The following is a 13,362-nucleotide window of genomic DNA, read 5'->3' as shown; positions in this document are numbered from 1 at the left end:
TCGAGAGTTTTCCATGATCGGAATCGATAGAGACAGCGGGGCCACGGTCGACGACTGGCTGCAGTTTGTGCAGCGCGCGACCCGGGCCCTGACCACGCCGCTGGGCACCCGGCAGAAGCGACCTTTGTACGGTTCGCTGATTCCCACTCTCCTCGGGCAGAACCTCGGTGACGACATTCTGCTTCTGGCACAGAGCCACGCCGCGCAAGCGTTCTACAACTCGCAAAACGGTATCGATGATTTTCAGCCGCAAGTGATTGTTGCCAGTCGCCACGGCGACGGCCTGCTGCTGCGATTTGCCGGCACCTGGAAAAACCGCCAACAAACTTTCGAGGTGGCGACATGAGCATGCTTATCCCGGGCCAGAATCAGCTGGCCGAACCCGCGCTGATCACAGTCGAAGCGTTTGAAGATCTGCTCGCCGAGTTCAAGACTTTCGTCATCGAATACGTGGGTGCTCGTTCGCCGACCAGCGCCGTGAAACTCAAGGCGAGTCTGGAAAACGAAAGCGAATTGCTGACCCTAGCGCTGGAAGCGTTCTGCGTGCGTCTGCAAACCCATGAGCGTAAATACAATGCGCGCATCAAGCAGATGCTGGCGTGGTGGGCGACCGGCAGCAATCTGGATGCGCGGCTGGCGGACATGGGCTTGGAGCGGCAATTGCTCGATCCCGGCGACCCGGCGGCATTTCCGCCGGTGCCGGCGATTTATGAAAGTGATGACGACGCTCGGCTGCGTTATTACCTGGCACCTCATGCACCGGCGGCTGGTTCGCGGATGCAGTATCGCCGTGAGGTATTCACCCTCGGCGAGCGGCCCACGGTGCAGGTCGAGTCCACTGATTCCGGCGTGGTAAACGTCACCTACACCTTCGATCCCGACGGCCTCGCCGCGCAGGTCAAGGATGGCAACGGGCGGCGCACTGCGCCGGGCGAAGTGCAAGTCACCGTGCTTTCTCGAGACGGCGATGGTACGCCTTCCGAAGCATTGCTCGACGGCGTCCGTCAGCACTTTGCTCGTCCCGACGTGCGCCCGGAAACCGACCTTGTCACCGTCAAGGCTGCCGAGATCCAGCGCTACAAAATCCGCGTCGTCGCCAAAATCAATTCCGGTCCCGATTCGGGCCTGACCAAGGTCGCGGCGCAAGCGCAATTGCAGGCTTACGCCGACAGTTGTCATCGCCTGGAAGGTCGGGTCGATCCGAGCTGGATCGACTACACGTTGCACAGCGCCGGCGCCGTGCAACTGCAGATTCTCGAACCGCTGGCGCCGATCGTCACCACCGCTTTTCAGGCGCCTTATTGCACCGCGGTCGAAGTCGAGGTGCTGACGCTATGAGTGAAAAAACTCAGCGCCCGACCTTACTGCCAGCCAACAGCTCGGTACTTGAGCGCGGACTGGATCTGGGCTTCGGCGCCTTGCTTGATCGCATCGCACCGCCGTTCCCGGAATTGATGAACCCCAGCGAAACGCCAGTGGCTTTCCTGCCTTATCTGGCTGCCGATCGTGGCGTCGCCGAATGGAGCACTGATGCGCCGGTGGCGGAGAAGCGCCTGACCGTCGAACTGGCCTGGCCCACCGCGCGCCAGGCCGGCACCCGCAAGGCGCTGGAAAACGCCGCCAAAGGTTTGCAATTAAGACCCGAGATCCGCGCCTGGTACGAACAGACACCGCCCGGCGTGCCGTACAGCTTTTCCGTACGAGCCTTCAGCGACCAACCCTACAGCGAAGAAATCGATGCACGTCTCGACCGCCGTCTGACCGATGCGAAAAGCGAGAGGGACGTTCTCTCCGTATCGGTGGGTTTGAGCGCATTCGGCAGTCACGTCATCGGTGCTGCGACGTTCTGCGGCGAGCTGACCACGGTTTATCCGGTGTTCATCGAGGGCCTTGAAACCTCTGGCGAGGCGTTCATGGCCGCCGCGTTGTACACCGTCGAAACATCCACTATTTATCCTCAGGGGGCCTGAATGGCTGACTATTACACCCTGCTCACCAACGCAGGGATTGCCTACGAAACGGCGTGCAAGGCTGCGGGCACGCCGATCAAGTTGACGCAGATTTCCGTCGGCGATGGCGGCGGCACAGTCTACAACCCGGCCGCGACCGCCACTGCACTGAAACGCGAAGTCTGGCGCGGACCGCTGAATGCGCTGTTCCAGGACGAGAAGAACCCGAGCTGGCTGCTCGCGGAAGTGACCATTCCGCCGGATGTTGGCGGCTGGTATGTGCGGGAAGCAGGGCTGTGGACTGACACCGGGATTCTTTACGCCATCGTCAAATATCCGGAGTCGTTCAAACCGGTGCTGGCGACGTCGGGCTCGGGTAAAGAGTTTTACATTCGCTCGATTTTCGAGACCAGTAATGCGTCGCTGGTGACGTTGTTGATCGATGACACCGTGGTCAAGGCGACGCGTGCCTGGGTCATGAGTTATCTGGCTGAAGAACTCGGCAAACTTGATGGCAAGCAGTCGGTGCGAGTCGCAGCAACGGGCAATGTCGTATTGAGCGGTGCGCAGCAGATTGATGGTGTGGCAGTGATCGCCGGCGATCGTGTGTTGCTGCCGAGCCAGACCCTGGCCAAGGACAATGGCCTGTGGATTGTTGCCAATGGCGACTGGGTGCGGGCCACTGATGCCAACACCAGCGCCAAGGTCACTCCGGGCCTGACGGTTATGGTGGAGGAGGGCGTAGTGAATGGAGATTCGCTGTGGCACCTGACCACCAACGCACCGATCACCCTTGGCACGACCGCGCTGCAATTCAAGATGCTCGCCGGGCGAACCGGGATTGCTGCGGGGACTTACAAGAGTTTGACGGTTGATGAATATGGTCGCGCGACTGCGGGTGCAAACCCGGAGACGCTGGCCGGATTTGGGATCAAGGATTCGTACACCAAAGCTGAAGTTGAAGCGCTGATCGCCAAGGCTTCGGCGTTGCCAGTGGGATCGATTGTGGCGTTTCCGGTTGATGCGCCGCCGCCGGGTTTTCTGGAGCTGGATAACAGCGTCAAGAGCAGCGCGACTTACCCGGACTTGAGCGCCTATTTGGGTGGCAAGTTCAATAAGGGTGATGAGGGGGTTGGCAACTTTCGGTTGCCTGAGGCGCGCGGGGAGTTTTTGCGCGGTTGGGATCATGGGCGGGGGGTGGATGCCGGGCGTGGCCTTGGCAGCTGGCAGGCCGACGACAACAAATCGCACGCTCATACGGTCACCCGCATGCAGGCGTTCGCTAATGCGTCCGGCAGCAATCCCAGTGCCGTAGTGGTAGACAACGGCAATACGGCCGTAATGACCAATTTCGCGGCAGGCTTCAATAGTTCTGGTGGCGCAGAGGCACGCCCCCGCAACATCGCCGTCATGTGGTGCATCAAAGCCTGGAACGCCCCGGTCAATCAGGGAAACATCGATATCTCGGCACTGTCAGCGCTCGCACAGCAATCTACCGAGTCCAATCAAGGCACTGCAAAAGTGGCTACTCAGGCACAGACCGATGCGGGCGCAGATGACAAAACAATCGTCACTCCGAAGAAGTTGCGCTGGGGCTTTTCTGTATCCCGGGAACGTACCGGATACCTCATGCTGCCAAGCTGGCTAGGCGGCGTGATCATCCAGTGGGGGACGATCAATGCGATTGAGGCAGGCGGACAAGTAAGCGTCACCTTTCCGATAGCCTACCCAGTGGCTCAGGTGATGACACTGGTCGGAAACAGCTCTTCGACGGGCTCTACTTCAATCACCTCCACCCTATGCGTTATGTACGGTGGCCTTACGAAGTTCACTGTTTCTGCCATCGGCAGCAGCGGTCAACCGAACGGGCCATGGATTTCCGTTGGCTGGTAACAGGGAGATACCGATGTCTATTTTTTATGCCGCCTCAACTGGTGGCTTTTATGACGACGCTGTGCATGTTGCAATGCCCGACGATGCTGTTGAGATCACTGCAGAACTGCGCTCTGAACTTTTGGCCGGAGAAGCACAATCTCTTGTGATCGGCGCAGACGAAAACGGCCGACCGGTGTTGAAAAAGCTTGAGCCTGACTTTCAAACCCAGGCCACCAGCGAGCGTATTTGGCGCGACGGTGAGATCGAAAGCATCAAATGGTTAAGAGAGCGTCACCGTGATGAAGTTGAAATGGCAAGCGCTACGACGTTATCCGGTGAGCAATATGAAGCACTACTGCACTATCTGAAATTGCTGCGCGATTGGCCGCAGTCTGAGGGTTTTCCAGACGAGCAGGCGCGGCCTGAGCGACCTGAATGGTTCGCAACGCAAACTCGCTAGAGCGCCCCGACTGCGGGGCGTTTTTTTAATCCCGTTCAACTGACCCAACACCCGCCAAAGCCCCTCCCTCGAGGGGCTTTCCCGTTTATGGAGAAACGAAAAATGGCAAACCGCCAAACCTACACCGTGCTCGTCCCGTTCCCCACAGGTCGTGGGCACTGGTCGAGCGTCGGTCAAGAGCTGGAACTGCTCGACGTCGAGGCCAGCGCCTTGCACTTTGCCGGTCGACTTGAACCGAAAACCCCTATCCCCCAGGCCAAAAAGGCCGCTGCCAAGAAGGCTGACTGAACATGGCTGAGGTTCTGAACTTCGAGCACAACGGCATTACCGTCAATGCCACTGAATCCCCCGAGGCCATGGGTGGCCTGGGTGACAACGTCATCGGTCTGGTCGGCACCGCGCCGAAAGCCGATCCACTGATTCCGCGTAACGCGCCGTTCCGCATCAACAGCTTTACCACTCACGCGCTGCTCGACCCGACCGGGTCGGAAGAGGGCACGCTGTATCACGCGGTTTACCAGATCCTCAAAGTGGTCAAGGTGCCGGTGTACGTAGTCATCGTCGAGGCAGGCGCGACGCCGGCCGACACGGTCAACAATGTGATTGGCGGTGTCGAGCCGGCCACTGGCCGCAAGCTGGGTCTGGCGGCGCTGGGCAGTGTCCCGGAAGACCTGACCATCATCGGTGCGCCGGGCTTTACCGGCAGCAAAGCGGTGGCCGGTGAGTTCGCCGCGTTCGGCAAGCGCATCAAGGCCCGTGTGGTGCTGGACGGCAAGGATGTCTCGGTGGCCGATCAGGTGCTGTACAGCCAGGAACTCGGCGGCGCCGAGCTCGGTTTCGACCGTTGCCTGGTGGTGCACAACATGCCCGCCGTGTATTCGAAAGCGGCGAAGAAAAACGTCTTCCTGTCGCCGTCCAGTCTGGCGATTGCCGCGCTGGCCAAGGTCAAGCAGTGGGAGAGCCCGGGCAACCAGGTGACCTACGCCGAAGACGTCTCGCGCGTCGTCGAATACAACATTCTCGACACTTCCACCGAAGGCGATCTGCTCAACCGTTACGGCGTCAGCTACTACGCCCGCACCGTGCTTGGCGGCTTCTCGCTGCTGGGTAACCGCTCGGTCACCGGCAAGTTCATCAGCTACGTCGGCCTCGAAGACGCGATCAGCCGCAAGCTGGTCAAGGCCGGCCAGAAAGCCATGGCCAAGAACCTCACCAAATCCTTCATGGATCAGGAGGTCAAGCGCATCAACGACTGGCTGCAGACCCTGGTTGCCGACGAAACCATTCCCGGCGGCAGCGTCTATCTGCACCCGGAACTCAACAGCGTCGAGAAGTACAAGAACGGCACCTGGTACGTGGTCATCGACTACGGCCGCTACGCGCCGAACGAACACATGGTTTATCAACTCAACGCCCGCGATGAAATCATCGAGCAGTTCCTGGAGGACGTTCTCTAATGTTTACCAACCGCGTAAGACAGGCCATCGCGGCCACCCTGCAAGGCCTGCCGTTGTCGGCGACCGTTGAGGAATTCACCCCGCCGAAAATCGAATTCGACATGGAAGAGATGCGCGGCGGGCGCTTCATCGTCGAAGAAATGGCCAAGGGCGGCAAAGCGCTCGGCGCCAAGCTGACCCTGCAAGGCCTCGGCGCCGAAGTGCTGCTGGCGCTGGGCGTGAAGCTGGGCGACGACATCCTGCTGAACGTGCGCGAAGCCGGTCAGGATCAGGACGGCAACACCTGGTTCACCTACCACACCGTCGGCGGCCAGCTGAAATCCCTTGAGGAAACCGCAGTGAAAATGGGCGAGAAACCCAAGACCAACCTGGAACTGTCCTGCCGCACTTACAACCGCCTGGAAAACGGCGTGCCGGTGATCGACATCGACGTGCGCACGCAGAAATTCGTGCTCAACGGCGTCGACATCCTCGGTGATGCCCGGCGTGCGGTGTTGATGCCGTAAACCAGCAGCACGCCACACACAAAACCTGTGGGAGCGGGCTTGCCCGCGATAGCTGTGGGTCAATCAACTCAATGTTGGAAGTGCCGACCTCATCGCGGGCAAGCCCGCTCCCACAAGGGATTTCAATAATTCCCAAAGAATCACCAAGGACTTCATACATGCCGTGGATGCCACCCCAACACGAACTGCTGTCACCGATCACCGGCGATGACGGTTCGCAGATTAAAACGATCCAGCTCAAACCGCTGTTCTACGCCGCACAGAAAGAAGCGCTGGAACGCGCCGGCGATGACGAAGACGATCAGTTTTTCGAGCTGGCGTTGCTCGCCACCGGCCTGTCGGTCAAGGAACTCGACCAGCTCAAACGCCCGGATTACGTGAGCATCGCCCAGTACGTCCATGAGATGTCGACCCGGCCGAGTGCGTACTTTCTTGACCAGGTCGAAGACGCGGAGAAACCCGACGATCCCGATCAAGTGCAATTGCTGCAACCGCTGGCCGTCACCGGCCGTACCGTGACCTCGCTGAGCCTGGAAATGCCTGCACTGCGCGCCACCAAAGTGATGAAGAAACTGAAAACGGCGAAGGAACGCGCCGAATTCATCACTGCCCACTGCACCGGCCTGATGATCCCCGATCTGGCCCAGCTGACCGTCCCCGACTGGACGCAATTGCAGGTGCGCATTGATGATTTTTTAAACCAGCCGGCGGCCTACTTTCGGAACGCGACATCGAAGTAATCCTCGATATCGTCCCGCTCATTTACTCGGTAAGTGAGGCGGAGATTCTGGAATGGGACGCCGAGAAGGCGTTGCGCCGCTACGACATAGCGATCACTCGCCTTGGCGTGAAACAGGAGTAGAGCGGCAATGGCAGTGAATCAATTTGCGCTAACGAATGCTGACGACAGCAAGGGCCTCGCGCTGGCCGCTATCAGCCTGAGCGCAGCGGCGTTGGGAGCAGCAGCCGGACCACTTCTCGCCACAGACCAGACGGGCGGCCTGCATCAGGCGTTACTGACGGCCAGCGGCAAGATCAGTCTGCTCACTACGGCGATAGACGCGTTGAACGTGACGCTCGCGGCGCTACGTTCTTTGTCACTGACGTCCAGTACTGGAGCGAAGGGCGACTCATCCGGCGCGCGCAAAACCGAGGAAAAACCCTCAGCGAATGCTGAGCTTCCAGCAACCCGCAAGTCGGCGCTGGCAATGGATACGGCGGCGGCCGCGCTGAGCAGCGTCGCCGGAATTTCGCGCGAGGATGGAAAGGACGTCGCCCAGTCCAGCCTGATCATGGCCAGCGCCCCGCTAGTAGCGGCGGGTGGCACTACCGGGGTGGATCTGGTCAATGTCGCAAGCGTGGCAGCCAAAGCAGGGCTTGGCAGCCAATACGCCAATGCTTCTGACAAAAAGCTCGAGTTGCTGACCTTTGCCAACGACGTGGCGATCACGGCGGCGGCCTTCAAGCTCCCGGCGATGGAAGTGGCCGAAATGGCCAAGGTCTGGCGGACCTCAATGAAGCTTACGCGGGACCAGGCCGTTGATCTGGCAGACGCAGTCAACCACCTCGGCAAGCTGCCTGGGGATGTGCAGTCAGCCGACATCGGTGCAGTCCTGCAACAGTCGGGTGAGTCAGCAGTAGCCGCCGGCCTGCAACCGGAAAAGGCAGCGGCGCTGTCGGCAGCACTGCTGAACGCTGGCACGAAAAAGGATGATGCCGGCGTTGCGCTGAAAAACATTTCCGATGCGTTGGCTAAAGGCGACCAGGCCTCCGCGGCTGAAGCGGCCGCCTGGCAACAATTGAAGCTTGATCCCAAAGCTGTTGCGCAAGCCTTGCGCGATACCGGCAACCAAGGCTCGCAACAAGGCGCTGTGCTGACGGTGCTGGCTGCGCTGAACGCCAAACCCGTCGAACAACGTACGGCATTGGCCCGCACGCTATTTGCCGACAGTGGCAATGCCGCGCTCGCGCTTTCGCAGAACCTGGCACAGGTCAACGAAGCGTTTTTCCAAGTAACCGATAAACGCCAATATGCGACCTCGGCCCTGGGCGACAACGCCTCGGTGAAAGCGTCCGCGCTGGCGCTCGCCAATACCCAACAAGGGCAGTTGAACATCAAGAATGCGCGAGAGGAGCGCTTGTCGGTCGCCAAAGGCAACGCATTGGCACCCGACATCGAGAAACCGGGCGATACGCATTCGACCGATAAGTTGAGTGAGCTGGCCGAAACCTATCCGAAAACCACCGGTGCCGTTTTGACGGCGGCTGAGTGGGCTAAACCAGTGTTCGACTTCGTTCTCGAATCGGTTGCCGATCAACTCAAGGAGCGTTTAGGCAAAGGCATTGTCGATAAAGCCGCCAGCCGTATTCCTGATCGCTGGAAACCGGCTGGATCAGCGGGTGCCGCTGTGAACTCGCTTACTCAGGGGGCGGGGCCCGTCATTGCCAATCGGGTTTCCAGCGCCAGCAACGGGTTGAAGATATTCGAACAGGCAGCATGGCCCAGTGCTCCGCGCCTGGGCGTTGCGGCCGCTGAAATTCGCCCCGTGTCACGAATCATGCCTTGGCCGGTGAAGGCGGCAATCGGCGCCGCCGATGTCGTCGAAGGCGTAGCCAGCGGTGACAAGCGCAAAATGGCGACAGGCCTGGGTGCCGCTGGCGGTGGCTGGGCCGGTGCGGCCGCCGGTTCCGCCATAGGTGCATCGATAGGCAGCATCGGGTTGGCGCCGGGCATGGTGGTAGGCGGCCTCATTGGTGGGCTCATCGGTGGGTGGCTTGGCTCGGAAGGAGGCAGTTGGCTGGGAGAGAAACTGGTTGCGCCAACACCGGACAAGCTCGCTGCGCCCGAGCAGGTCAGTAAAGAACTGACGACTGCTCAGCCTGCAGCGCAGCCGCTGACGTATGCACCGACTGTGCAGGTCTACTGCAGCGATCCCGGCAGCTCGGACAAGATCGGTCTGTTGGTCGCGCAACATCTACAAAACCAATTCATGCAAATCACCCCGTTGATGACCAACAACCCTCTTGCCACGCGCCGCGATGCAGCCCTGACCGATGGAGTCGCCTGATGAAACAACAAATGGCACTGGGCAATTTCATCTTTGGCCTGTCGCGCAACTTTGCGTACCACCAGTTACTGCGCAAGTCTGACGGAGGCTGGACCGAGATACAGATCCTCACCAGCAAACCCAAGTCCAGCCAGACCGGACAAAAACCGGAAACCCTGACCATCACCGGCAAGTCGATGTACGCCGTAGCCATGGATCGGCTCGATGAGTTGCGTGCGCTACAGGATCTGCGTACCCCGCTGCCGTTGATCGACGGGATTGGTCGCAATTGGGGTCTGTGGCGGATCAGTAGCGTTCAGGAAACCCAGACCCAGATCATCGATGACGGCACGGCGATGGTGGTCGATTGGGTCATTGAATTGGCGGAGTTCAACAATGCGTAAGGCACGAAGCGTGGCCGGTGACTCGGTGAATCTGCTGCTCTTTCGGGAAACCGGGCGCAGTGATGACACCGCTGAAGAGGCGCTGTGGAAACTCAACCCGACCTTGGCCGAGCACGGGTCGATTCTGCCCGCTGGCGTCTGGGTCGAGCTGCCGGAACTGGACGTGAAACCCGCGGTGGTCAAAGCAGCGACGGCCTGGGATTAAGGAGGGGGCATGGCACTGGGATTTACGCCGGCGGTGAATATCTACGGGGCCAACGCGGCCCTGCTCAATCAGCGTCTGATCAGTTGGGAGCACATTGATGCCGCCGGTTTCGAGTCCGATCAGCTGACGCTGACCATCGATCTGGAGGGCCTTGAAGGGCTGCCGAGTCTGGGCGGAAAAATTGGTCTGCAAGTCGGTTATCGGGAAACCGCAATGATCGATAAAGGCCAGTTCAAAGTGACGCGTCTGACGCCGACACTGTTCCCGTTTCGCCTCACACTGGTGGCCACTGCGGCGCCGTTCAGCAAGGATGATGAAACCGGCTTCAAGCAGCGCCGCACCGTCAGTCATGGGCCGACGACGCTGGGCGGGTTATTTCGCAAGCTGGTAGAACCCCACGGCTTTTCGCCACGGGTCGCGCCTGAAGTTTCGTTGATCCGCATCGAGCACATCGACCAGTCCAACGAGACCGACATGGGTTTTGTCACGCGTCTGGCGAAAAAGTACAACGTCGTGGCCAAGCCTTACGGCGACGTGTATGTGCTGGCGCGGCCCGGGCAGACCAAGTCGTTGTCGGGGCAGATTCTGCCGGACGTGGCCCTGTCGGTTACGCACAACAATCGCCCCGGCGATCACGCATTCATCAGCGCCACGCTGGAAGAATCGGCCCGCGAGCAGGTCAAGGGCTGCAAGACCTGTTTCTGGGATGCGGCGGCCGGGGTGTTGCGTTGGGTCGAGACGGGCGTAGCGCCGTTCAAGACCGTGCGCCAGAAGCAGCCCAGCGAAGCGGATGCCATCGCGGTAGGCGAGGGCGAAGTACGCAAGATGCTGCGCCAAAAGTACAAGGTGAAGATCACCTGCCCGGGCGATCCGCGCCTGGCGGCCGAAGGTCTGCTGTTGCTCGATGCGAGCTGGCCGGACTTCATGCGCGGACGCTGGTCGATCGACAAGGTTACCGCCAGCGGCAGTCGCGAGAACAGCTATCGCTGCCTGATTGATGCGTCGTGCCTGGATCCCAAGGCTGAACAGTAATCCTGAACCGAATGCATATTCCTGTGGGAGCGAGCCTGCTCGCGAAAGGGAAGTCAGCTTCAGCATCGATGTGACTGATCGACCGCTTTCGCGAGCAGGCTCGCTCCCACAGGGACTGCGGCGTTCACTGTAATTTCTCTTACTTCGGAACACCCCCATGAAGATCACCCCGATCCTCACGCAACTGCGTGGGCAATGCCCTGGGCTTGCCAATCATATTTCGGTGGGCCTCGATCTGGCGCTGCTGCAAGGCAACCCGGATCTGCCAACACCTTCGGCCCACGTGCTGCCAATCGCCGATCTGGCCAGCAACAGCACCACCCAAAACCTCGTCACCCAACCGATCCGCGAGCGCTTCGAAATCGTCCTGGTGCTTGACGCGACCGACGCGACAAAAGCGCTGGATCTGTTGCACGACCTGCGCGCCGAACTGTGGCGCGCGCTGGTGGGGTTCAAGCCCGATGCCGACTACAGAGCCATCGTCTACGACGGCGGTGAACTCGCGTCGATCAACAGCAGCCGCGTGTTCTATCGGCTGCGTTTTTATGCCGAGTTCCAGCTCGGCCGCAATCTGCCAAGTCAGCCTGCGGAGAGTTGGCACGAGCGCGAACTGGACGCTTTGTCGTCCTTTACCGGGATGACGGTGCGGGTCGATGCGATCGATCCGGCTGACCCCAATCTGCAACGCCCGGGCCCGGATGGCCGGGTGGAAATGACTTTCTCTGGAGACGTAACCCCATGAGCAACCGCATCACCGTAGTGCCGGCCGCTGGCCGTGTCGTACCTGACCCGGAGGCGGGCGACTTGCTACCTGCCGAAGGCCGTGAAGTGCTGGACAGCGCCTGGTGGCGCCGGCGTCTGGCCGACGGCGATATCACACTCAAAACCGCAAAAGCGGCTAAACCACAGGGAGCCAAATAATGGCGATCGGATTCAGCAACATCCCGGCGGACATTCGTGTGCCGCTGTTCTATGCCGAAATGGACAACTCGGCCGCCAACAGCGCGACCTCGGCCATGCGCCGTTTGATCGTCGCGCAGGTCAACGACAATATTGCCCCGACTGAAGTCGGCAAACTGGTGCTGGTTTCCAGCGTGGCGCTGGCGAAAAGCATCGGCGGCCAGGGCTCGATGCTCGCCTCGATGTACGAGACCTTCCGTAAGGCCGACCCGATCGGCGAGATCTGGTGCCTGCCGCTGCACAACACTGAAGGCGCAATCGCCAAGGGTGTGCTGACTCTGACCGGCACCGCGACCCAGGCGGGCATGCTCAACCTGTATGTCGGCGGCGTACGTGTGCAAGCCACCGTGGTCAATGGCGCCACCGCCGCGCAAGCGGCCACTGCACTGGCGCAGAAAATCAACGCCACTGCCGACCTGCCGGTCAGCGCAGCCGCTGCTGAAGGTATTGTCACCCTGAACGCCAAATGGACCGGCGACAGCGGCAATGACATCAGCCTGCAATTCAATCGCCTGGGCAAGAGCAACGGCGAAGAAACTCCGGCTGGCCTGACCAGTGCAATCACCGCCATGACCGGCGGCGCTGGAGTGCCGGATCAGATCGCCGCCGTCGCGGCACTGGGCGACGAGCCTTTCGAATTCATCGCCTTGCCGTGGTCCGATCTGGCCACCCTCAACACCTGGCAAGCGATCATGGATGACAGCAGCGGGCGCTGGTCGTGGGCCAAGCAACTGTTCGGTCACGTCTACAGCGCCAAACGCGGCACGGTCGGCACGCTGGTCGCCGCAGGCCAGGCGCGTAATGACCAGCACATGACCATCCAGGCGCTGGAGCCGGGCGTACCGCAACCGTTCTGGGTACAAGCGGCGGCACTGGCAGCGCGCACGGCGGTGTTCATCTCCGCCGACGCCAGCCGCCCGACACAAAGCGGCAGCCTGCCGGGCGTCGACCCGGCGCCGGCAAGCGAGCGTTTCACCCTGACCGAGCGTCAGTCGCTGCTCAACTACGGCATCGCCACTGCTTACTACGAAGGCGGTTACGTGCGCATCCAGCGTTCGATCACCACCTACCAGAAGAACGCTTACGGTCAGGCCGACAACTCCTATCTGGACAGCGAAACCATGCACCAGTCGGCGTTCATCGTGCGTCGTCTGCAAAGCGTGATCACCAGCAAATACGGCCGCCACAAACTGGCCTCCGACGGTACCCGTTTCGGCGCCGGCCAACCGATCGTCACGCCAGCGACCATTCGCGGCGAGCTGATCGCGCAGTACGCCAAGCTCGAACTCGAAGGCCATGTGGAGAACGCCGAGCTGTTCGCCGAGCACCTGATCGTCGAGCGCGACGTGCAGGACCCGAGCCGCGTGAACGTGTTGTTCCCGCCGGATTACATCAACGGTCTGCGCGTGTTCGCACTGCTCAACCAGTTCCGTCTGCAGTACGACGACGCGGCCTGATCGGCGCCGT

At 60.6% G+C, this 13,362-nt stretch carries 16 protein-coding genes; all 16 read left to right on the top strand.

The genetic code is table 11. From position 1 onward, the window contains the following. Positions 1-13: 13 nt before the first annotated feature. The 16 genes from ACMYUN_RS08930 (at position 14) to ACMYUN_RS08855 (ending at position 13,352) form a co-directional block, all read left to right on the top strand. Positions 14-346, top strand: a complete 333-nt coding sequence (locus tag ACMYUN_RS08930) for a phage baseplate protein (protein ID WP_136492053.1) — start codon at positions 14-16, stop codon at positions 344-346. Next, a complete protein-coding gene (locus ACMYUN_RS08925) occupies positions 343-1,338 on the top strand; it encodes a baseplate J/gp47 family protein (RefSeq protein WP_415763512.1) in 996 nt (331 codons plus the stop codon). The genes ACMYUN_RS08930 and ACMYUN_RS08925 overlap by 4 nt, the downstream gene beginning before the upstream one ends. Beyond that, on the top strand, positions 1,335-1,970 hold the full coding sequence (locus tag ACMYUN_RS08920) for a phage tail protein I (RefSeq protein WP_415763511.1): 636 nt from the start codon (positions 1,335-1,337) through the stop codon (positions 1,968-1,970). The genes ACMYUN_RS08925 and ACMYUN_RS08920 overlap by 4 nt, the downstream gene beginning before the upstream one ends. Then, on the top strand, positions 1,971-3,842 hold the full coding sequence (locus ACMYUN_RS08915; protein WP_415763510.1) for a phage tail protein: 1,872 nt from the start codon (positions 1,971-1,973) through the stop codon (positions 3,840-3,842). A 13-nt stretch (positions 3,843-3,855) separates the two neighbouring features. Continuing rightward, the gene (locus ACMYUN_RS08910) at positions 3,856-4,284 is read left to right on the top strand and encodes a phage tail assembly chaperone (protein ID WP_415763509.1); all 429 of its coding nucleotides are present in this window, start codon (positions 3,856-3,858) and stop codon (positions 4,282-4,284) included. Between the two features lie 102 nt (positions 4,285-4,386). After that, on the top strand, positions 4,387-4,572 hold the full coding sequence (locus ACMYUN_RS08905; RefSeq protein WP_415763508.1) for a hypothetical protein: 186 nt from the start codon (positions 4,387-4,389) through the stop codon (positions 4,570-4,572). Between the two features lie 2 nt (positions 4,573-4,574). Continuing rightward, positions 4,575-5,741: a phage tail protein gene (locus ACMYUN_RS08900; protein ID WP_415763507.1), complete on the top strand. Its 1,167-nt coding sequence runs from the start codon at positions 4,575-4,577 to the stop codon at positions 5,739-5,741. Next, entirely contained in the window at positions 5,741-6,247 is a 507-nt protein-coding gene (locus ACMYUN_RS08895) for a phage major tail tube protein (protein WP_039762530.1), read from the top strand. The genes ACMYUN_RS08900 and ACMYUN_RS08895 overlap by 1 nt, the downstream gene beginning before the upstream one ends. Before the next feature lie 158 nt (positions 6,248-6,405). Continuing rightward, complete coding sequence (locus ACMYUN_RS08890; RefSeq protein ID WP_415763506.1) at positions 6,406-6,987, top strand: phage tail assembly protein; 582 nt, start codon at positions 6,406-6,408, stop codon at positions 6,985-6,987. Between the two features lie 129 nt (positions 6,988-7,116). Then, complete coding sequence (locus tag ACMYUN_RS08885) at positions 7,117-9,315, top strand: phage tail tape measure protein (RefSeq protein WP_415763505.1); 2,199 nt, start codon at positions 7,117-7,119, stop codon at positions 9,313-9,315. Beyond that, entirely contained in the window at positions 9,315-9,698 is a 384-nt protein-coding gene (locus ACMYUN_RS08880) for a phage tail protein (protein ID WP_415763504.1), read from the top strand. The genes ACMYUN_RS08885 and ACMYUN_RS08880 overlap by 1 nt, the downstream gene beginning before the upstream one ends. Continuing rightward, a complete protein-coding gene (locus tag ACMYUN_RS08875; protein WP_039762536.1) occupies positions 9,691-9,903 on the top strand; it encodes a tail protein X in 213 nt (70 codons plus the stop codon). Before ACMYUN_RS08880 ends, ACMYUN_RS08875 begins: the two co-directional genes overlap by 8 nt. A 9-nt stretch (positions 9,904-9,912) precedes the next feature. After that, on the top strand, positions 9,913-10,935 hold the full coding sequence (locus ACMYUN_RS08870) for a phage late control D family protein (RefSeq protein ID WP_415763503.1): 1,023 nt from the start codon (positions 9,913-9,915) through the stop codon (positions 10,933-10,935). 157 nt (positions 10,936-11,092) lie between these two features. After that, positions 11,093-11,677 (top strand): hypothetical protein, encoded by a 585-nt coding sequence (locus ACMYUN_RS08865; RefSeq protein WP_129998794.1) that lies wholly within the window; start codon positions 11,093-11,095, stop codon positions 11,675-11,677. After that, complete coding sequence (locus ACMYUN_RS08860; RefSeq protein ID WP_039762541.1) at positions 11,674-11,856, top strand: DUF2635 domain-containing protein; 183 nt, start codon at positions 11,674-11,676, stop codon at positions 11,854-11,856. The genes ACMYUN_RS08865 and ACMYUN_RS08860 overlap by 4 nt, the downstream gene beginning before the upstream one ends. After that, a complete protein-coding gene (locus ACMYUN_RS08855) occupies positions 11,856-13,352 on the top strand; it encodes a phage tail sheath subtilisin-like domain-containing protein (protein WP_129998795.1) in 1,497 nt (498 codons plus the stop codon). The genes ACMYUN_RS08860 and ACMYUN_RS08855 overlap by 1 nt, the downstream gene beginning before the upstream one ends. Positions 13,353-13,362 lie beyond the last annotated feature (10 nt).

It is taken from the genome of Pseudomonas sp. CP4 (assembly GCF_047758505.1).
GTDB classification, from domain to species: Bacteria; Pseudomonadota; Gammaproteobacteria; order Pseudomonadales; family Pseudomonadaceae; genus Aquipseudomonas; species Aquipseudomonas fluorescens_AO.
The sequence above is the reverse complement of the archived record's forward strand: the minus strand, read 5'-3'. Positions and strand labels throughout refer to the sequence as shown.

Bases quoted from the DNA above. Each gene is read 5' to 3' on its own strand.
- ACMYUN_RS08930 (WP_136492053.1), top strand. From the start codon at position 14: ATGATCGGAATCGATAGAGACAGCGGGGCCACGGTCGACGACTGGCTG.
- ACMYUN_RS08925 (WP_415763512.1), top strand. From the start codon at position 343: ATGAGCATGCTTATCCCGGGCCAGAATCAGCTGGCCGAACCCGCGCTG.
- ACMYUN_RS08920 (WP_415763511.1), top strand. From the start codon at position 1,335: ATGAGTGAAAAAACTCAGCGCCCGACCTTACTGCCAGCCAACAGCTCG.
- ACMYUN_RS08915 (WP_415763510.1), top strand. From the start codon at position 1,971: ATGGCTGACTATTACACCCTGCTCACCAACGCAGGGATTGCCTACGAA.
- ACMYUN_RS08910 (WP_415763509.1), top strand. From the start codon at position 3,856: ATGTCTATTTTTTATGCCGCCTCAACTGGTGGCTTTTATGACGACGCT.
- ACMYUN_RS08905 (WP_415763508.1), top strand. From the start codon at position 4,387: ATGGCAAACCGCCAAACCTACACCGTGCTCGTCCCGTTCCCCACAGGT.
- ACMYUN_RS08900 (WP_415763507.1), top strand. From the start codon at position 4,575: ATGGCTGAGGTTCTGAACTTCGAGCACAACGGCATTACCGTCAATGCC.
- ACMYUN_RS08895 (WP_039762530.1), top strand. From the start codon at position 5,741: ATGTTTACCAACCGCGTAAGACAGGCCATCGCGGCCACCCTGCAAGGC.
- ACMYUN_RS08890 (WP_415763506.1), top strand. From the start codon at position 6,406: ATGCCGTGGATGCCACCCCAACACGAACTGCTGTCACCGATCACCGGC.
- ACMYUN_RS08885 (WP_415763505.1), top strand. From the start codon at position 7,117: ATGGCAGTGAATCAATTTGCGCTAACGAATGCTGACGACAGCAAGGGC.
- ACMYUN_RS08880 (WP_415763504.1), top strand. From the start codon at position 9,315: ATGAAACAACAAATGGCACTGGGCAATTTCATCTTTGGCCTGTCGCGC.
- ACMYUN_RS08875 (WP_039762536.1), top strand. From the start codon at position 9,691: ATGCGTAAGGCACGAAGCGTGGCCGGTGACTCGGTGAATCTGCTGCTC.
- ACMYUN_RS08870 (WP_415763503.1), top strand. From the start codon at position 9,913: ATGGCACTGGGATTTACGCCGGCGGTGAATATCTACGGGGCCAACGCG.
- ACMYUN_RS08865 (WP_129998794.1), top strand. From the start codon at position 11,093: ATGAAGATCACCCCGATCCTCACGCAACTGCGTGGGCAATGCCCTGGG.
- ACMYUN_RS08860 (WP_039762541.1), top strand. From the start codon at position 11,674: ATGAGCAACCGCATCACCGTAGTGCCGGCCGCTGGCCGTGTCGTACCT.
- ACMYUN_RS08855 (WP_129998795.1), top strand. From the start codon at position 11,856: ATGGCGATCGGATTCAGCAACATCCCGGCGGACATTCGTGTGCCGCTG.